The organism is Prosthecobacter fusiformis, from assembly GCF_004364345.1.
Taxonomy (GTDB): domain Bacteria; phylum Verrucomicrobiota; class Verrucomicrobiia; order Verrucomicrobiales; family Verrucomicrobiaceae; genus Prosthecobacter; species Prosthecobacter fusiformis.
Window position 1 is genome coordinate 48823 of the sequence record NZ_SOCA01000009.1, and the last position, 20293, is coordinate 69115.

24 protein-coding genes are annotated in these 20293 nt (G+C 54.2%); 11 read left to right on the top strand and 13 right to left on the bottom strand.

What is annotated here, in order from left to right; all coding sequences use genetic code 11:
• Window positions 1–18 precede the first annotated feature (18 nt).
• Together EI77_RS18525 and EI77_RS18530 are read right to left on the bottom strand one after the other, a co-directional pair.
• Window positions 19–693, bottom strand: a complete 675-nt coding sequence (locus EI77_RS18525) for a hypothetical protein (protein WP_133796797.1) — start codon at window positions 691–693, stop codon at window positions 19–21.
• Window positions 694–767: 74 nt separating this feature from the next.
• Window positions 768–1241, bottom strand: coding sequence for a hypothetical protein (locus EI77_RS18530; RefSeq protein ID WP_133796798.1), 474 nt, complete (start codon window positions 1239–1241; stop codon window positions 768–770).
• A 134-nt stretch (window positions 1242–1375) separates the two neighbouring features.
• Between EI77_RS18530 and EI77_RS18535 the strand changes: the two genes are divergently transcribed.
• Together EI77_RS18535 and EI77_RS18540 are read left to right on the top strand one after the other, a co-directional pair.
• Window positions 1376–1978 (top strand): FHA domain-containing protein, encoded by a 603-nt coding sequence (locus tag EI77_RS18535; protein ID WP_133796799.1) that lies wholly within the window; start codon window positions 1376–1378, stop codon window positions 1976–1978.
• Window positions 1979–2038: 60 nt separating this feature from the next.
• Window positions 2039–3223, top strand: a complete 1185-nt coding sequence (locus EI77_RS18540) for a Gfo/Idh/MocA family protein (RefSeq protein WP_133796800.1) — start codon at window positions 2039–2041, stop codon at window positions 3221–3223.
• 41 nt (window positions 3224–3264) lie between these two features.
• Here EI77_RS18540 and EI77_RS18545 read toward each other — a convergent pair whose 3' ends face one another.
• Complete coding sequence (locus EI77_RS18545) at window positions 3265–4023, bottom strand: hypothetical protein (protein WP_133796801.1); 759 nt, start codon at window positions 4021–4023, stop codon at window positions 3265–3267.
• A gap of 80 nt (window positions 4024–4103) precedes the next feature.
• On the opposite strand from EI77_RS18545, the gene EI77_RS18550 reads away from it, so the two are divergent.
• The 4 genes from EI77_RS18550 (at window position 4104) to EI77_RS18565 (ending at window position 7064) form a co-directional block, all read left to right on the top strand.
• Window positions 4104–5003 carry a phosphatidylserine decarboxylase gene (locus EI77_RS18550; protein ID WP_133796802.1) on the top strand — a complete coding sequence of 300 codons (900 nt, stop codon included), beginning with the start codon at window positions 4104–4106 and terminating at the stop codon, window positions 5001–5003.
• 70 nt (window positions 5004–5073) lie between these two features.
• Window positions 5074–5553: a helix-turn-helix domain-containing protein gene (locus tag EI77_RS18555; protein ID WP_133796803.1), complete on the top strand. Its 480-nt coding sequence runs from the start codon at window positions 5074–5076 to the stop codon at window positions 5551–5553.
• A gap of 35 nt (window positions 5554–5588) precedes the next feature.
• Entirely contained in the window at window positions 5589–6473 is an 885-nt protein-coding gene (locus tag EI77_RS18560; protein ID WP_133796804.1) for a polyprenyl synthetase family protein, read from the top strand.
• Between the two features lie 54 nt (window positions 6474–6527).
• A complete protein-coding gene (locus tag EI77_RS18565; RefSeq protein WP_133796805.1) occupies window positions 6528–7064 on the top strand; it encodes an NADPH-dependent FMN reductase in 537 nt (178 codons plus the stop codon).
• Between the two features lie 19 nt (window positions 7065–7083).
• Here EI77_RS18565 and EI77_RS18570 read toward each other — a convergent pair whose 3' ends face one another.
• Window positions 7084–7941, bottom strand: a complete 858-nt coding sequence (locus EI77_RS18570; protein WP_133796806.1) for a rhomboid family intramembrane serine protease — start codon at window positions 7939–7941, stop codon at window positions 7084–7086.
• A gap of 162 nt (window positions 7942–8103) precedes the next feature.
• On the opposite strand from EI77_RS18570, the gene EI77_RS18575 reads away from it, so the two are divergent.
• Window positions 8104–8436 carry a hypothetical protein gene (locus EI77_RS18575; protein ID WP_133796807.1) on the top strand — a complete coding sequence of 111 codons (333 nt, stop codon included), beginning with the start codon at window positions 8104–8106 and terminating at the stop codon, window positions 8434–8436.
• A gap of 163 nt (window positions 8437–8599) precedes the next feature.
• Here the strand turns inward: EI77_RS18575 and EI77_RS18580 are convergent, their stop codons facing one another.
• The 7 genes from EI77_RS18580 to EI77_RS18610 all read right to left on the bottom strand — a co-directional run bounded on the left by EI77_RS18580 (window position 8600) and on the right by EI77_RS18610 (window position 13456).
• Window positions 8600–9031, bottom strand: a complete 432-nt coding sequence (locus tag EI77_RS18580; RefSeq protein ID WP_133796808.1) for a TA system VapC family ribonuclease toxin — start codon at window positions 9029–9031, stop codon at window positions 8600–8602.
• Between the two features lie 6 nt (window positions 9032–9037).
• Window positions 9038–9268, bottom strand: coding sequence for an antitoxin (locus tag EI77_RS18585; protein ID WP_133796809.1), 231 nt, complete (start codon window positions 9266–9268; stop codon window positions 9038–9040).
• 222 nt (window positions 9269–9490) lie between these two features.
• Window positions 9491–10495, bottom strand: a complete 1005-nt coding sequence (locus EI77_RS18590; protein WP_166647357.1) for a reverse transcriptase family protein — start codon at window positions 10493–10495, stop codon at window positions 9491–9493.
• The gene (locus EI77_RS18595) at window positions 10476–10799 is read right to left on the bottom strand and encodes a helix-turn-helix domain-containing protein (RefSeq protein WP_133796811.1); all 324 of its coding nucleotides are present in this window, start codon (window positions 10797–10799) and stop codon (window positions 10476–10478) included. Before EI77_RS18595 ends, EI77_RS18590 begins: the two co-directional genes overlap by 20 nt.
• A gap of 89 nt (window positions 10800–10888) precedes the next feature.
• Entirely contained in the window at window positions 10889–11203 is a 315-nt protein-coding gene (locus EI77_RS18600; RefSeq protein WP_133796812.1) for a hypothetical protein, read from the bottom strand.
• Between the two features lie 399 nt (window positions 11204–11602).
• The gene (locus EI77_RS18605; RefSeq protein ID WP_133796813.1) at window positions 11603–12184 is read right to left on the bottom strand and encodes a hypothetical protein; all 582 of its coding nucleotides are present in this window, start codon (window positions 12182–12184) and stop codon (window positions 11603–11605) included.
• 135 nt (window positions 12185–12319) lie between these two features.
• Window positions 12320–13456: an SGNH/GDSL hydrolase family protein gene (locus EI77_RS18610; RefSeq protein WP_133796814.1), complete on the bottom strand. Its 1137-nt coding sequence runs from the start codon at window positions 13454–13456 to the stop codon at window positions 12320–12322.
• Between the two features lie 489 nt (window positions 13457–13945).
• Here EI77_RS18610 and EI77_RS18615 point away from each other — a divergent pair, with 489 nt between their 5' ends.
• From EI77_RS18615 to EI77_RS18630, 4 genes are all read left to right on the top strand, one after another.
• A complete protein-coding gene (locus EI77_RS18615) occupies window positions 13946–14344 on the top strand; it encodes a DoxX family protein (RefSeq protein WP_133796815.1) in 399 nt (132 codons plus the stop codon).
• A gap of 386 nt (window positions 14345–14730) precedes the next feature.
• Window positions 14731–15132 (top strand): VOC family protein, encoded by a 402-nt coding sequence (locus tag EI77_RS18620; protein WP_133796816.1) that lies wholly within the window; start codon window positions 14731–14733, stop codon window positions 15130–15132.
• Between the two features lie 94 nt (window positions 15133–15226).
• Window positions 15227–16897: an AAA family ATPase gene (locus EI77_RS18625; protein ID WP_133796817.1), complete on the top strand. Its 1671-nt coding sequence runs from the start codon at window positions 15227–15229 to the stop codon at window positions 16895–16897.
• Window positions 16898–17443: 546 nt separating this feature from the next.
• Entirely contained in the window at window positions 17444–18475 is a 1032-nt protein-coding gene (locus EI77_RS18630; protein ID WP_133796818.1) for a fatty acid desaturase family protein, read from the top strand.
• A 26-nt stretch (window positions 18476–18501) separates the two neighbouring features.
• Here EI77_RS18630 and EI77_RS18635 read toward each other — a convergent pair whose 3' ends face one another.
• Both EI77_RS18635 and EI77_RS18640 read right to left on the bottom strand, forming a co-directional pair.
• A complete protein-coding gene (locus tag EI77_RS18635; RefSeq protein ID WP_133796819.1) occupies window positions 18502–19422 on the bottom strand; it encodes a lysophospholipid acyltransferase family protein in 921 nt (306 codons plus the stop codon).
• 283 nt (window positions 19423–19705) lie between these two features.
• Entirely contained in the window at window positions 19706–20233 is a 528-nt protein-coding gene (locus EI77_RS18640; RefSeq protein WP_133796820.1) for a hypothetical protein, read from the bottom strand.
• Window positions 20234–20293: the final 60 nt, after the last annotated feature.

A 20293-nucleotide genomic window follows, 5' to 3' on the forward strand; every position in this document is an offset into this window, starting at 1 on the left:
CCGCGCCAACAAGAATCTTTAACGCCCAATGCTGAAGGTCACACCCCCGACACGGCCTCGGATGCTGCTGCCAAAGTGGTGGTGAGAGCCATGGAAAGGAGCGCAACTGCGATAGATCGGATAGCTGTATCCTCCACCATAATATCCTCCGCCGTAGTAGCCCCCGAAGCCATTGTACGGCGGGTAGTATCCAAACGATGAATCCCGGTAGCCGACACCGCGATAGTCGCTGCTGTCATGGACGGCACCAATGGCAGGCAGGACTGGGACCACGGAGGCGGTGTTCTGCGGGGCCTTGGCAGCAGCCTCCTGGGCGGCGCGGGCCTGGACCTCGATACCGCGCAGACGGGCCAGCTCCATCTGCTGGGCCATGAGCAAGGCTTCACTGCGTTGCTGCTCATGTTCACGCCGGATAGCAGCCTGCTCCTGGCGGCGCTCCTCCTGCTCACGCTGATAAGCGGCAGCCTTGGCAGGATCATACCCTAGCCGGTTGCGCCATTCCTGGGACAGGTCGGTGAACAGCACCTTCGCGGCCCCATTAGCATGGGTGAAAGAGACTCCGTCCGGGTGGACTTTGACGATTTCACACTGCCGGTAGGTCTTGCCAGTCAGGGTGGAAATGGAGGCCAAGGGGGCGGCGCTCAACTGGGCCGCAGCCAGCAGGGTGAGAAAGAGTGGCGTGAAGGCTTTCATGACGGTCTGTCTGTTAGACGTAACAAGTCCCAAATTCCTTCAAAACCGGGGACCTTCTATGACAGGAACGACCCTTATTTGTAACCGGTGATGATGGCGAAGGCAGTGTTCTTTTGCTTGCCAGCCTCTGTCTGGTGGATGGTGACGACGTAAACGCCCGTCTTTTTAGGCTTGAAGAAAAGCAGGAATCCCCAGCCTTCCAGCACCGGCTGGATCTCGCCCACGGGCTGCCCGGCGAAATCCAGGACGGATCCGCTGATGTGGACCCCGGCCTTGCGCGGCACAGCTACACCGATGCAGTATTCGTTGCCTTTGAAAAGCTGCATCTTCACGGCCTTGCCGATCTCCTTGCCGATCTCCCCCGTCCAGGCTTCAGCGCGGAAGATGTAACCCTCTTTTTCCAGGTCTCGGGCCATCGCCTGGGCGGCGTCTTCAGCGTCATCCTCTGGCGCGGCGGTCACCGGAGAGGTCAGGGCGAGGACAAAAAAGGCTGCCAGGATGGTGAAAACGGACCTGGAAGTGAGCAGTGGGGAAAAGGAGCGGGTCATGGGACGCGGGGGTGCAAAAGACAATCTTTGCCCAACATAGGCATTGCATCGCGAAAAAGCCAAGTTTCTGTGTGACTAGATTGATTTGCCACTCTGGCGTTCATCAAATCAAGCACCGTCCCGTATCCCGCATCATGGCCACGCTTATATTCTACCTCGAAGATGGAACGACTTTGAATCATACGCTTGATGAGGGTACGACCACCATCGGACGGCACCCGGACAGCGTGGTCGTACTGGAGTTTTCTTCGGTATCTGGGCACCATGCGGTGATCGAGCTTTCTGACAATGGCTGCTTCATCAGTGATCTGAAATCCAGCAATGGTACGCGTGTGAACGGCGTTGAGATCGAAGAAGCTCAACTCCAGGACGGTGACCGGATCGGATTCGGGGATGTGCAGGCCGTTTTCGCTGCTGGGGAGGCACCCGCCATTGCTTACGTCCCACAGCCTGAGGTAAAGGCGGCTGAACCCCCGCCACCGGTGATGAAGGCCAACTACCGCCCGGCACCACCCAAGCGGAATCCGCAGGTGAAAAGAAGCGGTTATCCGCAAAGCGAAGGCGGCGGATGCGGCACAGCCATCGTGGTTATCGGCCTTTTTATCGCCGCGCTTCTGGCCGGTCTGTATATGCGCCACCACAAAGAAACCGAAGGCGGCAATTTCTTTGAAGACGTGGCAGGCAAGCTGGGCACCAAGATTCCGAAGATCAAGATCGAGAAAAAAATCGAGGAATGATCAGACGCTGAAGGTTGGCCCAGCATCCATCGTTTTAAAGAGGTCCCCCAACCACCTCTCATGAATCGCCGCGCCTTTCTTTCCACTTCCCTGGCTTCCTCCCTGGCCCTGAATCAAGCCTTCAGCGCCACGGCAGCACCGACACGCGTGGCAGTGATCGGTCATACCGGCCGGGGAAACTTTGGCCATGGCATTGATTCCATGTGGCTGGATATCCCGGAGACCCAGATCGTGGCGGTCGCGGATGCGGATGCCAAAGGCCTGGCTGGAGCACTGAAAAAGCTAAAAATCGACAAAGGCTACGCCGACTACCGCAACATGCTGGCAGAAGCGAAGGCGGATATTATCGCCATCGGCCCGCGTCACATCGACCAGCACTATGAAATGACCATGGCCGCCATTGAGACCGGTGCGCGCGGCATTTACATGGAGAAACCCTTCGTGCCGACCCTGAAGCAAGCGGATGAAATCATCGCGGCCTGCGAGAAACAGGGGACCAAGGTGGCCCTGGCCCATCGCAACCGTTACCACCCCGTTCTGCCCCTGCTGAAGAAAATGATCGCGGACGGAGCCATCGGCAGGCCGCTGGAATACCGGGCACGAGGCAAAGAGGATAGACGTGGCGGATCTCTAGACCTGTGGGTGCTGGGCTCCCATCTGTTTAACCTGGTCCATTACTTTGCCGGAGATCCCCGCTCCTGCTCAGCAGGGGTTTACCAGGAAGGCAGGCTCATCACCCAGGCAGATGTCAAAGAGGGAGCCGAAGGCATCGGACCCCTGGCAGGCAATGAAGTACATGCGCGCTTTGAAATGGCGGATGGACTGCCTGCATTCTTTGATTCGGTGCAGAATGCGGGGGTCAAGACGACTGGATTCGGCCTGCAGATCATCGGCACGGAGGGAATCATCGACCTGCGCATTGATGCAGAACCGCTGGCGCATTTGCTGGAAGGCAGTCCCTTTGGCCCGAACGACAAACCACGTACCTGGGTACCCATCACCACGGGTGGTGTGGGTAAACCGGAGCCCGTGGAAAACATTCGCAAACTGGTGGCCGGCCATGTCGGCCCAGGGCGTGACCTCATCGCAGCTATCCAGGAAGGCCGCGAGCCTCTGTGCAGCGCCAAGGATTCCCGCGTGACTCTGGAAATGACCATGGGCATCTTTGAATCCCATCGCCTCCGGGGACAGCGCGTGGACCTGCCCTTGAAGGATCGCAGTCATCCACTGACGCGGCTTTCTTGATAAGGCGCATCAGTCCACACTCCCTACAGAACGAGTCACTTTTAAGGAACCTGGACTGTCGGCGGCATGATGCGGGGCTGCCCGTTGGCCGGAATTTCATCCGGGAAGATCACGGTGATGCTCTTCACCTGATCCACGGTGGAGGCGTCCTGTTTCAACAGCCAGGTTTTCACAAACTCGGCGACGGACTTGCGGGAGGCTTCGCGGACCAGGTTGAGATGGGAGCGGTTACCCGCGCGTTTTTCTAGCGTGGGCGTGAGGTTTTTTTCCAGCGCGGCGAGGTTTTCAGCCGCATTGAAACGCAGCCAGCCCGCCTCAGATTTTTTTTCCATGCCCTCGGTCCGGATGGCTGGCGGCAGGGAAGGACGAAGAGCCGGGGCGTGGACGATACACTGGCCATTCTCGACCTTGAGGTCCCAATCTTCGGAAATCTTGATGTGATAACGGTAAACAACGGGAAGGCGGATCTCAGAAATGGTGGTGCCCAGATAGACGGTCTGATTGAACAACGTCTTCATGTCGTAATTGGTCACCGTCTCATCGGTCTGCATGGTGGAAACCTCGAGGATGTCGCCTTGGTTGGAAGCGATCTCAGTGACGGACTGGCGGAAGGTCTGATTGATGTCCTGGGTAACAAAATTTGTTCCCATCCAGGCGAGACCTTCTTTGGCCACATCCACAAATTTCCAGACGAGGAAACCGCCGATGAGGAGGATGAAAAGAAGCATCATCCCGATCAGCCGCCAGCAGCCGGAGGGACGTGGATTTTCCGTGGTAGGAGGTGGGGTGTCCTCAGCCATAGCTCCCACAATGCCGCAATCCTGGCCAGGGGCCAAGAGACATTTGCTCCAGGACAGCAATGGGGCCATTGAATGGGATCATGCCTGCTGTGCCCATCCAGTTTTATAACCGCCTGACCCAACGCCTGGAAACGGAGGCCGTTTATGGGGAGGGGCCGCTGCGCTTCGTTTATGAAAACCCCCTGGGCAAGATCGCCCTGCATGGGCTGGTAAAACGAGCCCTGTTTTCAGACTGGTACGGGCGGCAGATGGATGCGCCCAAAAGCATGGAGAGAATCCGCCCTTTCATCACGCAGTATGGTGTGAATGAAGCGGAATTTGCCGAGCCGGTGGAGAGCTACGGCAGCTTCAATGACTTCTTTTACCGCAAACTGAAGCCGGAGGCGCGCCCGGTGGTGGCGGAGGCTGGAGCAGTGGCTCTGCCCGCAGACGGGCGGCATTTCGTGATCCCAGATGTGACCCTGGGGCCGGACTTTTTCGTGAAAGGCATTCGCTTTAACCTCCCTGCGCTGCTGGGCGATGCGGCACTGGCCAGCAAGTATGAGGGCGGCAGTGTACTGATTTCCCGGCTGTGCCCGACCGATTACCACCGCTTTCATTTCCCCTGGGCCGGGACACCGGATACACCCCGACTCATCAATGGACCTCTCTACTCCGTCAGCCCAATCGCCTTTATGAAACGGCCGAGCCTGTTCTGGGAGAATAAGCGCTATGTGACACGCCTGGAGACACAGGATCTGGGCACCGTGATGTTGCTGGAAGTGGGTGCCACCTGTGTGGGGACGGTGGTGCATACCGCCCTGCCGGATAAGCCTGTGCGCAAGGGGGATGAAAAGGGGTACTTCCGCTTCGGCGGATCCTGCTTCATCACGATTTTCGAAAAAGGACGTGTGCGTTTCTGCGATGATCTGGTGGAAAACAGTGCGTTAGGCCGGGAGGTCTATGCACGGGTGGGAGATGTGGCCGCACAGAGGTTATAAGGAGGCACTATCTGGGGGATGAAGGGGATTCCAGCTTGCCAAGAAGGCTTCGTTCGTGAAAAACAAGGGCATGGAGTCTCACGAAGTCATCCGCCAGGCCTTAGACAAAGGTCATGTGAAAGAAATCGCGGCCAAGATGGGCGTGTCGCTATCGCTTGTTTACAAGTGGGGGCAACGTGATGAGGAAGAAGGAAGCGGGGCCTCCAATCCCCTGGACCGCGTGCGCCAGCTCTATGAGCTGACCGGGGATGACCAGTTGATCCAATGGCTGTGCCACAAGGCGGAAGGTGTGCTGGTGAAGAATCCACCCACAGGCAAACTGCCTGGGCGGGAAGTGATGCCCGCCACCCAAGAGATCGTGCAACAGTTTGCGGATCTGCTTTCCGCCATCAGCCATGCGGCGGCGGATAACTGCATCAGCCAGGAAGAGTCCAAGAAGATCCGCCACGAGTGGGATGAGTTGAAACGTTTCACGGAACGTTTCGTGAAATGGTGTGAAGCCGGGGATTTTCAACACCTGGCCGATGACCTGAGGCGCAACCACCACTGATCCGTCCGCCGTTTTATCCTGTTTTATTTGTTTTAATGTCCGCTCTGAAATCTTATCTGACTGACCGTTGCGCGTTTGTGGACGGTGTCCTTGACCGCCTGATCCCATCCGCCGAAACGGCACCGCCAACGATCCACAAGGCCATGCGCCACAGTGTCTTCGCCGGCGGCAAACGGCTGCGGCCGATCCTGTGCCTGGCAGCCGCAGAGGCATCCGGTGGCAGTAAGGAAAGCGCGTCCTTCGCGGCGGCGGCAGTGGAGTGCCTGCATACGTATTCGCTGATCCATGATGACCTGCCGAGCATGGACAATGACGACTTCCGCCGGGGCGTGCCGACCTGTCACAAAGTCTATGGTGATGGTGTGGCGATCCTGGCCGGGGATGCTCTGCAGGCGCTGGCCTTTGAACTGGTGGTGAAAACACCTGTGACAGTCCGCTACGGTGCCGGAGCACTGGTGACCGAGCTGGCACGAACTGCTGGTAGCCTGCACCTCGTGGGTGGCCAAGTGGCTGATTTGGAGGGCGAGGGCCAGAAGCTGCCCCTGGAGGCACTGCGTTTCATTCACGAAAACAAGACCGCAGCCCTGCTGACAACCAGCCTGAAGCTGGGCGGCATGAGCGCGGACTGCCAGCCGGAAGAGCTCCAGGGACTGCAAGACTTCGGCATGGCGACGGGTCTGGCCTTCCAGATCATCGATGACATCCTGGATGTGACCCAGACGAGCGAAAAGCTGGGTAAAAGTGCTGGCAAGGACCTGGCCTCGGAGAAATCCACGTATCCGGCTCTGATCGGCCTGGACGCTTCCCGCGATGAGGCTCATCGCCTCACGCAGGTGGCTCACGATGCCCTTTCCGTATTCGGCAACCGGGGTGGCCGCCTGCGGGAGCTGGCCGACTATTTGCTGGCGCGGGATTATTGAATGGAGACAAGCGGGTTCTATACGCCCGCTTCACATCCTATACCTCATCCTCCCATGATCACCCTCCTCAGCGGTACCAACCGCCCCGGCAGCAATACCCGGATCATCACTGGCATCGTTGAGAAAATCTATACGCAGGCGGGTATACCCTGTCAGGTCCTGGACCTCGCGGACTTGCCGCCGGAGATTTTCAATCCCGCTTCGTATACAGAAAAACCGGCTGCTTTTACCCCCTTCGCGGAGGCGATCCTGGGCAGCCAGGGGGTGGTGATCGTAACCCCAGAGTATAACGGCAGCTTCCCCGGCGTGCTGAAGTACTTCATCGATATGCTGCCCTTTCCGGCGAGCTTTGAGAACCGGCCCGTCTGCTTCATCGGACTAGCAGCGGGGATGTGGGGCGCACTGCGTTCCATTGAGCAGCTCCACGCCATTCTGGCCTATCGAAATGCCCATCTATACCCCGCACGGGTATTCATGCCCGGTATCGGCAAGGTCCTGCAGGATGGCCAGATCCAGGATACGGAACTGATGGGTAGGCTGGAAAAGCAAGCCGCCGGATTCGCCAAGTTTATAGCTTCACTTCAGTCCTGACCAATGCGGGGCGTATGCCCTATAGCCCGCGCTTTTGCAGATCCTCGCTGGCCTGATCAAGCACCCGGCGCTCATCGGGGGTCAGGCTGTGCATTCCTTCGCGGCTGATTTTATCCAGGATGTCATCCACGACCGGACTGTTCTTTTTGACTTTCGGTGCGGCAGGGCTGGCAGGGGCAGTTGTGCTGCGAGGGCGGGAGACAGCCTGCGGTTTGGCCGGGGCCTTGGCCTTAAAGGTGGGGATGGTGGGCAGGGTGAGGGCACCCTGCTCATAACGGATGTAGGCAATGGCCGTACCCACCTGACCAAAGAGGATCATCAGGGAGGTCCAGTCACGCATGGCCAGGGCCGAAAGTGCTGAGATGCCCACAAAGACCGCCGCCAGTATCCAGACTTCCAGGGTAAAGAAGATGAGCGAGACCTGCGCACGCGGATAAAGGGTCGCAAAGGCGATGAAAACACCAAATTCCCATTCCGTCATGCCCATGCAACCACGCTGCGCCCCCAGAAAGGCGGCTAGGCTGACCAGCAGCGGTGAAACCAGCAGCAGGATGACTAGCAGCCGCACAAAGCTGCTGCGGCCCAGGTGACGCTCCACCGCCTCCCCAAAACGCCAAAGCATGAAGCAGCCGACGACAAGCCAGAGGCTGGGCGGATTCACCAAGATGTAAGTGAACGGCGTCCATACCCAACCCTTCATCAGGCTGCTGAATTGAAAAATCAGGTAATCCAGGGATCCCGGCGCCGCCGCCATGAGGATGGAGGTCAGGATCATGCTGACCACGCCACCGATGGCTAGCACGGCAGACAGATACACCGGGTTCCCCTTCCACCAGGTCAGGGGGAGGTGGTCTTTGGATTCAGGAAGCCAGGACATGGAGGTAAAATGAATGTTTTTTCGGTTCTGGGAAGACAAAGATCAACGCCAGCCCGGTGAATCATTACAAACACCCATAAGCCTTGGAATGTCACATGGGCAGAACTCAACGTTCTTTCTCATGTGGCTCGAAGGCGAGCCAATACCATAGATACATCCACCATGATCACACATATTCAGTACTTCGGTTGCGATGCCCGTCCCGAGTGGGAGGAAAAAATTCAGGCTTTGTTTCTTGAGGCCCGCCAGCATACGCCGGTGACCGATGCCTCCGCCCGTGTCGAAGAACCTCAAAATGCCACCTATCGCTATCGAATATCCCTGACCCTCCAAGTCCCCGGCCCCGACATCCAGGTGCACGGCGACGGCTATACCTTCCAAGAAGCCCTGATGGAGGCCTCCGCCAACATCCGTCAAAAAGTAAAACTCCGCGCCGAAAAAGCCGCCCAACACAACGGCGCCAGCCGCGGTGTCAAAGCCGCCCATCGCGGCTAACCCCGGCCCTCCGCCTTTAATCAACCTTTCACCATCGATGGCAATCCGCCCCGCGGGTTGCCATCTTTGTTTTTGGGGAAGCTTTTAAGAGACGCTGTGAACGACTATAGTTTTTTCCATCCCCGCACTGACTTCCGAAGAGCCCCCTGCTAATAAGGCTCCATTATGCAGTAAGAGGATTCCAAATCCGGCTAAACCCAAGGTTTTGAAAATCCTTTTCATTCGCCGTGGCAAACTCAGTGACACCGTGATGGCGCAACGTTAAAGCCAATCGCAGGTCAATAATCCGTCTAAAGGCAAACTGGCTGCCTGCCGCCTGCTGCCAGACATCGTCCATGACGGGTGCAGATTCGATGAGCAGCCAGGCTCTGTTCTTCCTGTAGGACTGGCAGACAGCGGCCGCCTTCTCGGCACTGAGAGGACGGGAAAAGATCTTTTCGTTGCGAAGCTTGAGGTAGAGTTCCACCAGCACGAGTTCACAAATGGCGACGTCCTTACGGGTCACTAACGACTTAATGAAATCTGCTGCTTTGGCGTGGAAAGGAGAAGCTGAGTTGGCTGCATGGACGGCCAGGTTGGTGTCGAAGCTGAGCATGGTGTCTTATTCGTGACAAAGAGCGGTCCAGTCTTCTTCGGGAGCCAGCGTTTCCCCCAAATCAAACGCGGCCGGAATCTGCCACTCCGCAGCACGTTCCCTGCCAGGCGGATGGTGAAGGATAATCTCCTCCAAGCCCCGGCGTACCACTTCCGCAAAGCTCATTTCGTTTTCAGCGGCAATACGTTTGGCCTCCCGGAAGAGAGCATCTGGGATTTGAACCTGCGTTTTTACCATGATGGTAATTTGCCAGTTTCAGATGTGTTGTCAATCGAATCCGAGAGCATAACAGACTGCTGAGCGAAGACGCGAGGAGAATGATGTTCCTTCGAGTTGGACCCGTTTTTCCAACATCAATGCAAGGCCACTCATTCGAGGGGCAACTTGCCGAACTTGCTCGAAAGTGGGTTGTAAATCATGCTAGATTCCTGCTGAAACATTTGCATGGCATCCTAGATGTTACCTGCCAGTCTTCAGTGACGCTGCTTGTTTACCAAATCTGTGGCGTAACTTGAGATAAGGGAACTTTGATAACAACGCTTTTTGTTTTTTACCCATCGCTTTGGCTTTCGTTTTGCATTTGGGAAAAAATGCTGACACCGAATAAAGTCTAGATACTAAACTGTTTATCAGTTTAAGCCGAGCTACAGGCTTACGCGCCGCGTTGAGTGCCAGGATATTTTTATCAATATCTTTAAATCGCCGATACGGCAGACAAAGCTTCCCTTTATTCAAAATAATCCCCGTAATCTCTTGAGGACAAGATTTATGATAAGACTTAATTTTGTGTCCGCGAAGACCAGCCCTTTTTAGGACAGGTAAAACACAATCGTGGAGGAATTTTAAACCTGCATTCTCACCTGAGAAGGTCATATCGTCCACATAGACGGTCATCTTCAAACCATGGGCATCTGCGGCAAGTTTAATTTCGTCAAAGACATCTCTATTTGACCAAAAAGAAAACAGCAGGCTTGCAGGTCCTCCAGTCGGTAAATGTCCATTTAGACACACGAGGTCAGCCAATTGAACTGCTACGTCATGTTTTTGATTAAACCACTTCTCAAGACTGCGAATCACTGCACCTCGCTGACAATTCGGATAGAATTTTTCGATATCTACAGTGCATACACGTGTGGACTCAAGGCCGAGATGAGCGCTGGCATTTTTTTCGTAGCTCAATCCTTTTAGCCCTGCCATCATATATTCAGGGTAGTTAATGCGCTGAAGTAATTGGTTTATTCGAACCTGAATTTCCTTGAGTTCAGGATTTGGGTTCTGAACGGCTCTTTTCTTGCCCCGGCTAGTAACAAAAATATGCTGATAATTTGCATCACCAGTCTTTGCTAATCTTCGCAAAACGCTTGGATTGCTTTTTAGCACTGTGGCTAAGCGTTTTTTGGTTCCAACGAAGTATAGCTTTGAAATCTTTATATCCTCATCAGCTCTAGTCTTTGATAGAATCATAATCTGGGAGTGCCCTATCATTCAACCATTCAAGTATTTTGAATATTTTAGAGGCTATATATTTGGGGGGATTTTTGAAAAAAGAAGGGTCGACACATCCCTCCATTTCTGCAAGAAGAAGGAGATTTGAGACAGGAAGATCGAATCCGTCTGCGTACTTTTTAAGTATTTCAAGCCCAGGGACTTTCTTGCCCCCTTCAATTTCACTCACAAGTGAACGCGGTAATTTGAGACGAGAGGCCACCTCAATTTGCTTCATCCCATGATATTCTCTTAAAAGACGAAGTGTATTCCCAATTGTCATGTTTAACTTAAAGTTTTGAATAGGGGAGTTACACTACAAGGTCAGTCTGTATCTTTAAGAGTGTGCTCATGACACTCTAATTGAAGAAATCATCCCAGGTCTTTGTTAACCAACTGACGATCCCGTCCCAAACTTTTGCGCGTTTTAGCGAAAAGAGGGCAATGGATGTCATGATCTTGAAAACCATGCGGTTGATAACCAGGTTCCGGCATCGGGTGCATTCCCGCGCCGTTTTCTGCCGACTTTGTAGTGCCTCGCTTCGGTGAGACTTTTTTCTTTTCATTAGTTTTGTGGGTACGCCCGATGGCTTCATTGCCATCGGTGGCCTCTACGCCCCCACAATTTTCTTTTCCCGGATGACGAAGCGAGTGCACCCCTAACAAACCGCCGAGGGACTGGCCCACTCGGCGATAACCCCCAATCGCAGGCCATGGTGCCGGGGCGGCACAGGCTCCTACAGCTGGCGGGGTAATTGGGACATTATTGTCCGCGAGTTTAAATAAACTCATTCTGACGAGGTCCTTTATTCCGGTTGCTCTCACGTTTTATCATATAACGTGTCTTTTTCATCATTCAAGAAGAAAGTTCTGTTTTTTGCGAACAATTCACGTGTTATTATGCGCATACCGTAGTTTTCTGCCGCTATGGAGTGCATGTCGCAGTGGTCCTCATTTGGTCTTCCATAAGCATAACGCTAAAAAGAACTTGGGTGACCCTGACACATGTCCGTCCTGCGGGATGCGGGATGCGGGCGCGTGCCAACTTGCCTGAGTGAAGGGAAAGGGAAATCCGTGTTATTATCGCTAGCGGGGGTGCATCATAACAGCATCAAAGAATTTGCGAGTGCGCACGGTTCCGAATTTACGGGCTGCACTTTGAAGAGAGCTTTTGCGCAGATGCTTGGACTTTTCGGTGACACGCACTTTTAAAACCTGAGTGTCTTCCGCCAGGTTTTCCAGATTGTTCATCAGATCAACCAACAGGAATTCCTCCGTCATTTTCCTGGGGAAGCCGGGTTTGCGGCGGAATTCAAACTGACGCCCGCCCAGCTTGAAATGGCCATGGCGCTTATGGTTGTAAACGACGGTCTGGTTATAGAGCTGAGTGGTACCCACTCCGAGGGCATTGTAAGCATTGGGCGATGTGATTAAAAAGTCATCGTCCTTTAAAAACGCGCTGACCAGGGTGGCATCATCTGCGGGAGCTTTTCCAAAGACTGTCTGTTTTGGGTGCAGATAAAGGCCGGGCGATAGCTTTACCAGCGCGTCCATTTCCAGAAGCTGTTTGATGTGCCTGTCTACCGCAGTGGACCACCTGGCCAGCTCTTCCCGCCGATACACCTGGCCAGGTTTCAGCCGCTTTCGGAATTCGTTGAGCTTTTTCATGACCGTTGCTGCTTTCTTAAAGATACCAATGTTGGGCGAATGCTGCAAGATTATTCATCCAAAATTCATGCAAAATTAGCAGGTATTGCGGATCAAATCATTAATGAAAGCGTTACCTTGGCCGAGGATTGGGACTCACTTGCCCAACGCCTTCCGAATCACAGGCTCGAAGATGTCGGCTTGGCGCATGAAGCCGAGGTCGCTGGCGTGGGAGGCGTCGGTGGCGCCTTCGGTGTCGGTGCCGTAGAGGGCGTCGCCGGGGATGTAGGAGAGGTTTTTGACGCCTTCTTTGATCAGAGTGTCGTAGGCGGCTTTGAGGGCGGCGTGGTTGTCGGTATGGAACTGCTTTTTGACGGGGGTGATCCAGTCGTTGGTGTAGCGGCGGTCTTCAACGAGGATGATGGGGGTATTGGGCTTGGCGGCGCGGAGCTGTTTCACCAGGGGAATGGTTTTTTCGGTAACCATGGCGGGCTGCATGTTAGGCAGGCAGTCGATGACATACGCGGCGGCATCCACCTGGACGAGGTAGTCACCCACGGCGGCATCCATGCGGCCATTGCCGGAGAACCCGAGGTTAACGACGGGCATGTCCAGGCGGCGGCCGAGGATGCCGGTATGGACCATGCCGGGGCGGCTGGCGCAGGCTCCGTGGGTGATGCTGGTGCCGTAAAAGACGACGGGCTTTTCACGGGGGGCCAGGCCTTCGAACTTGCTGCCCTTGGCGACGCCGATGCTAAGGGATTCGATGCCGTTATACAGGGGCAGGTAGGCGGCGTATTCGCGGTAGCCGGGGGCGAGGCCTTTGATGATCTCGGCCTTGACCTCCTGGGTGGCGGGTTTGGTGACCATGACCCATTTCCATTTGCCGCCGTCTTTTTCATCGCGGGCGTAAAGGTCCACGCCGCTGACGCCAGTGGCGGGCATGTGGGGCTGGCCGATGCGGTCTTTGCTGAGTTTATAATGGACGCTGATGGCCTCGGCATCGGTCTTGAAGCGGACGACCATGCCGGCGCTGTCGCGGCTGAGGTTCCAGACGGCATCGGTCACTTTTCCCTGGGCACTGGCAGGCAGGCGGTCGAACCAGCGGAGGCGCTCCTGGTCCGGGAGGATGCGGCCTTCGACACCCCACTTGGTGATGTCGTGCCATTCCAGGTTGTCCTGTGCCTGTTTGTTGACGCCCATGGCGGGGTCCAGCTTGGAGACATCCGGGGCTTTTTGGGCGTGAGACAGGCTGGCCAGGGCCAGCAACAGGGCGAAGGGAAGAAGACGCATGGTGGGCAGGGTAGGGTTGTGAAAGTGCCTTTCGGCTAAGGCTAAAGATGACGCTGGAAAGGCAGGGAGTATTGCATGGCTTCCATCGGAACGAGCGGAACTTTGATCCGTGGAGGCGGGCGCACGGTATAGGTTTCAAGTATCGAGGAGGAGGTGGGCGGAGCCGGAGGATGGGGAAAAAGGGGGGCGATGGGGAAGAAATGCATTTTATCCCCATTTGGGGATTTTTGAGGTTAAGGCTTTGATTCACAAGTGATTAGGATGGGGGTTTCATGGGGATCTGTTTCCCCATGGGGAAGGGTGTGGGGAAAAGGACGGCCGGGGTGCTCCCATCGCGATGGAATGATGGATCGAGGTAATTCGATGCATATGATTAAATAATATTATATAGATAGGCTATTTTGCAAGTGAGATGGGGAATGCCGGGGCGCGGCGGGATTTCTGCCGGGAGAATTCAGGCCCGGTCTTGCTGAGGGGCGTAGTGTAAGCATGTCCACTCTCCGCACTGTATCCCTGGCCGTGATGGGCCTGTTTTTCATCGCGGCGGGGGTGAACCATTTTTTGAATCCGCAGGTGTATGTGAGCATGATGCCGCCGTATCTGCCGTATCCGGAGACGCTGAACTACATCAGCGGGGCGGCGGAGGTGGCGGGGGGTATCGGGATTTGGATTCCGCGTCTGCGCTGGCTAGCAGCCTGGGGGTTGATCGCTCTGCTGGTGGCGGTTTTCCCGGCGAATGTGCAGATGGCGATGGATGGCTTGCCAGGGCATGATATTCCGACTTGGGTCCTGCTGGGGCGGCTGCCTTTGCAGTTGGTATTCATCGCCTGGGTATATTGGACTTGTCTGGCCAAGAGAGCGCGGGGTGCGACGAAGCGATCCTTTTAGTGAGAATGGTGTCATTGAAGAGGACGAGGGTTTTTCTCAATGGGCAATGGGGAGAAAGGGCTTGCCGACTTGAGGCGTTCTTTTTTACAATCATTTCACCCCATGAAATTTCTTATAAAGCAGGCCCGAATGATCCTGCTGCTGGTGTTCTTTTTCGGGTATCTGGAAGGCGATGGGCTATCAATGGAATGAAGACTCCAACCGCACCCTGCCCAACCCTTTAAACGTCCCCCGCACGGAACGGTCCATGAGCCTGACTGACATCGTGATTCAAAATCGTGACGATGACCCACTGCGGGCGGCGATGGTGGCCGGGTTCAAGACTCTGGGCATCAAGCTCTGAACTCCCAACTCGCCCTTTTTGATTTCAACGTTACCCCTTTCCCATGAGCACGACCCCTTCCTATAAACCGGCTTCCTATAATTCCGTCTCCCCCTATCTGGTGGTGACGAATGCGGCGGCGACGATTCAGTTTCTGAAAGATGTCTTCGGAGGCGAGGAACTGCGGCGCATGCCGGACCCGAAAAGGGAGAACCGCCTGATGCATGCCGAAGTGCGCCTGGATGATACCGTAATTATGCTGGGCGATTGCATCGAAGGTGGCTGGCCTGCCGTGGAGGCCCATGTGCATGTCTATGTGCCCGATGTGGACGCCACCTATGCCAAGGCGCTGGCCTGCGGAGCTACCGGCGTGCAGGAACCTGTGCAGAAGGATGATGAGGACAAACGCGGCGGTTTTAAAGACGCCGGCGGGACGACTTGGTGGGTGGGGACGAAGGTGGATTGACCACACAGCTTCCATATCACCCCTTTATGCCAGAAGAAAGATGTCAGTCGTCGCACCTTAAATTTGATTGTTAACAAAAGTCTTGATTATCTGAATGATTAAAAAAATAAGTTTAAAATTTGGAAGCGCGCCGGGTGAACAAGCGGTATCATTTGATTGTACTCCTGTAACTGTTTTTGTCGGCCCTAATAATTCTGGGAAAAGCAAAGCTCTTTCTGAAATTCTCCATTTTTGCAGTGAAGGTACCAAGGTCGAGAATAATATAATACTTTCGGATTTAATATTCGACGAACCTTCAGAGCAAGCTGCTAAACAAAATTTAGAACACGTAAAACTAATGCCGCGTCGGGGTGAATCACTCCAATTGGGCAACACTATTGTTGGAAAAAAAAGTGTCAGGTATCATATGCCAGAACACGACCTTTTGGCATGGTTGCTGGCTCCAAATACTAACTCACATGCTTTTTGTTTTTATTACCTTTCTTATAACACAATTATACTAAATGGACAAAATCGGATAAACCTTATAGAAGATCAGCCTGCCGGAGATCTTCAACAACCAGCACATTCAAGCTTTCAAGTTCTTTTTCGAGATGATAACAAAAGGTCTGAAGTTCGAAGAATAGTGCATGAAGCTTTTGGTCTATATCTAACTATCGATCCTACTAACCTCGGTCAACTGAGGTTAAGGCTATCTAAGCGGGCGCCCTCCACCGCAATGGAGGAAAGAGGTATTCATGATGAAGCTGTAAGTTATCATTCCGCTTCCCTGCCAATTCATTCGGGTAGTGATGGGATAAAAGCATTTACCGGAATGATTACCGAGATAATTGCGGGCGATCCCAAAATTCTTCTGATTGATGAGCCGGAGGCATTTTTGCACCCGTCTCTAGCTTATAAATTAGGGAAAGAAATTGCTCAAGCCACCTTAGGCAGTGATAAACGAATCTTTGTTTCTACCCATTCTCCTAATTTTGTGATGGGCTGTATTCAGTCAGGCACACCAGTCAATATAGTACGTCTTACATATCGAAACGAAGTGTCGACTGCAAGAATTCTGCCAAACCATGAAATTCTTCGGTTGATGCGCAATCCATTGCTTAGATCTACAGGCGTCCTTGAAGGCTTGTTTTATGAATATGTGATTGTAACCGAATCCGACACAGATAGGGCATTCTACCAAGAAATTAACGAGCGACTTTTAAACTTCAAGCCTGAGTGGGGTATTCCAAATTGTCTTTTTATAAATGCCCAAAACAAGCAGACCGTTAAAACAATCCTCAAGCCCCTTCGATCTCTAGGTATACCAGCGGCTGGGGTGGTCGATATTGATATATTGAAGGAAGGCGGCACGGTATGGACCAGTTTCCTGGAGAGTGGCTTTCTCCCGAGCTTATCGTATCGCCCCTATTCCGATATAAGGGCAGCCGTTAAACAATCCTTAGATTTGTCAGGTTCTTGTATGAAAAGACATGGGGGCCTTACTTTGCTGAATGAGAGCGCGAGGGAGGCTGGTAATAATCTTTTTGATGAGTTGGCGCGGTATGGATTATTTGTCGTGCGTCATGGAGAACTTGAATCTTGGCTTCAAGAATTGCAGGTGTCACATCATGGACCCACTTGGCTCATAGAGGTGTTTAATAAGATCGGCGAAGATCCAGATAAGCCAAATTACTTAAAGCCTGGTGATGACGATGTTTGGAGATTTATTTTCCAGATTAAAGAGTGGTTTTTTCGCAAAGATAGGAAAGGCATTCCTTTTTAAGCTCTGCTGGTTCTCGGTCGCTGCGCGACCTTCATCGACCGGCTATTTTCCATGCTCCCTCTGGGAGCGGGGACTGTGGATGGGGGCGTTGATTGGGGGGGAGAGGCGTCGTCTCCGGGGGGCTGGTCAGGGAGTAGGAGTGGCGGCTGCGCCGCAGGAAGATGGTTGCGGACAGGAGTGTCCGCGCTCCGCTCGAGGAGTGCTCGTCGCTGATTTCGGAGTGATGTTTCTCAGCGTTCCGCATGAATGCGGGACTACACAACGGCGGCGGACAGGAGTGTCCGCGCTCCGCTTGAGGAGTGCTCGTCGCTGATTTCGGGGTGACGTTTCTCAGCGTTCCGCATGAATGCGGGACTACACAACGGGTGCGGACAGGAGTGTCCACGCTCGGCTCAAGGGGTGCTCGTCGCTGATTTCGGGGTGATGTTTCCTGCATTCCGCATGAATGCGGGACTACAGAACGATTGTCGAAAATCCGCGTGCGGGGCGTTGGTTCGGAGGAATCCGTGTTGCTAATTCACTGATTCAGATGATGGATGGCAGCTCATGACTGATGGTCAAACTACGGCTGATTTCTTCATTCGTGGCTCAGTGAGCAGGTCTGGTCCTGAGCTCGTTCTGGCCACGAAGCCTTTTGCCGTGGACAGCACCGCTAGGAGCTGGTGGTACGTACTTTCCACAGCGGGGCTGCTGGCGGCGGCGGTGGCGGGCACGCTGCTGGCTCCGCATGTGCTGCTGAAGGTGGCTTCCAGTGTCTTGACCGGGCTGCTGCTGCTGAGGTTGTTCGTCATTTATCATGATCAGCAGCACCACGCTATTTTGCCGAAATCAAAAGCGGCGGAGTGGTTTATGTGGGTGTTTGGCATTTTATCGCTGAGCCCGAGCAGCATCTGGCGTGCTTCGCACAATCATCATCACAATCACAATTCGAAGATCAAGGGTTCCCACATCGGCTCCTTTCCTATCATGACGCGGGAGCATTTCGAGAAGGCTCCGAAGTCGGCACGCTGGCTGTATCTTTTCATGCGGCATCCGCTGACGATCCTGTTTGGCTACCTGACGATTTTCCTGCACGGCATGTGCCTGCGGCCCTTTGTGATGAAGCCGCGTGAGCACTGGGATTGTTTCATCTCCGTTTTAGTCCATGCGGGTATCGCGGGCTGCTTGATCGGTTTTGCGGGTTGGCAGGCGTGGCTGCTGACGCAGATCATCCCGCACTTCATCGCCAGTGCGATCGGTTCGTATCTCTTTTATGCGCAGCATAATTTCCCGGGCGTGGCGTTTTACGACAAGTCTGGTTGGACGTATGACCGCGCGGCGCTGGAATCCAGCAGCTACATGAAGATGGGGCCGGTGATGGCGTGGTTTTCCGCGAACATTGGCTACCACCACATTCATCATCTGAATGCGCGCATTCCCTTTTACCGTCTTCCGGAAGTGCTGGAGGCTCTCCCCGAAATGAGGAACCCGAAGGTGACGACGCTGAAGCCCTTCGATATGTATCGCTGTCTGAGCCTGAAGGTCTGGGATACGAAACAGCAGAGGATGGTGGCGCTGGATGGTACAGACCGGGAATAGGGGACCACGGTCTGACCGGGCATAGGTTACGCCACCGATGATTCCTCCACCGGGCGGGGTGGTTTTTTGTTCTTGGTTTTCCAGCGGTCGTGGACCCAGAACCAGTTGGCGGGATCCCGGCGCACGCCGACTTCCAGGGCGGTATTGATGTCGCGCATCAGGTCTTCGACACTGCGGCGCTTGCCGTTTTCCTCCATGCGAAGGGGTTCGCCGATTTCCAAGACCCACTTGCCCAGGCCGACGCGGTAGCAGATGGGCACGAAGATGACGCACTTGTAGCGCATGGCGAGGATGACCGGGGCGCGCGTGGTCCAGGCGTAATAACCGAGGAAGGGCAGCTCAATGCCGCCGCTGCGGTCCGCCTGATCGCTGGCCAGAATGAGCAGCTTGCCGCCCTCTGACATCGCGCGTTTTAAATCATCGGCACCGGTGCGGCGATCCACCAGGATGTTCCCTGAGACGGTGCGCATGCGGTACACGAGCTGATCCAGCTTCGGCGGGCGGATGCCGCGATAGGTGGCTACAGCCCGATACTCAGGGATGAGCGCGGACATGCGGTTGGCCAGTTCGAAATTGCCGAAGTGGCCGCCCGTGAAAACACGATTCACCAGCTTTCCGTCCGCATCCACGGCGCGCACGGCTTCCTCGCCTTTGACGGAGAAGATGGTGCGGAGCTGGGCGTCGTTCATGGCCATGCCTTTCATGGCGCAGCAATAGACCTCACCCAGCCGACGGAAATTTTCTTTGGCGATGGCGCGGATCTCCGCCGGGGACTTTTCACCCGCGAAGCACATGGTCAGATTTTTCAGGGCGACGCGGCGATGGCGGGCATCCACCCAATAAGCCAGCGCGCCACCCCAGCGGCCAATGCGCGCCACCCAGCGGACGGGCAAGGCCTGAAAGAAAGCTAAAAAGGCGCGAGCAATGAGGTAGAGGAAATGTTCCATTAGGAGTGACCGGGGCCGCAGGGGCTGTAGTCGTGGCCTTGGGGCAGGTCAATGGTGCCGTTTGTACGTCGAAGGGTAGGCGGACTTTCTGGCTGCTAATGCTCAGGGTGATCGTTATTTACCGAAATAGATTTCTGCCGAGAGATGCGAAGCATGACGTGCAGTGCCGTATCGCGATCTTGGGTTGGAACGATACGACCGACGGTCAGGGCACCACGAGCGGATATTTGGCAGCCTTCCCTCAGCTTGATCGTGGCATTTTCATAAGCAAAACAATGTGCTTTCATTTTCTAGACCTAAGCTGTTGATAAATGCTATTTAGTTCTAGCCAAAACTCATCAGATTCGTCAATTAGGGATCGATTGCATATGAATCCCAAGTGATAAATTGAGCTTTCGTTTGAACTTCCATCCTTGGATAAGGTTACAAGAGTTTCTTTTTCTTCATAGTAGATGCATTGTATGCTCCAGCTATTAAATATTTTGGTCGGGGCTAACGCTGAAAGGCGGTTGGAGATGGATGTTATCTCCTTTCCTGGAATTTCTGATTCTACATGAAAGATAACATCCATGGATGAGCTAAAATAAAGCTCTGTGTTATTCGTTTCATAAAGCGATGTAAATGCACAATTGAGCGCACTCTCAAATAGATAGTCACAATAGGTTATATCGCCATCCGCTCCAACTTGAACTATCAGATTCAAACTGTTCTCTTCTTGAGGAGCAATCACTTTGACGCCTGACCCACTTCTAGCAATTAAAACTCCGGTGAATGGTGTTATAATATTTGCTCCAATGGGCTCCGCATTCATACTCTTGGTTTATATACTCGGATGGATCTATTAAATACAACTCGGAATTAAATGAGCCCA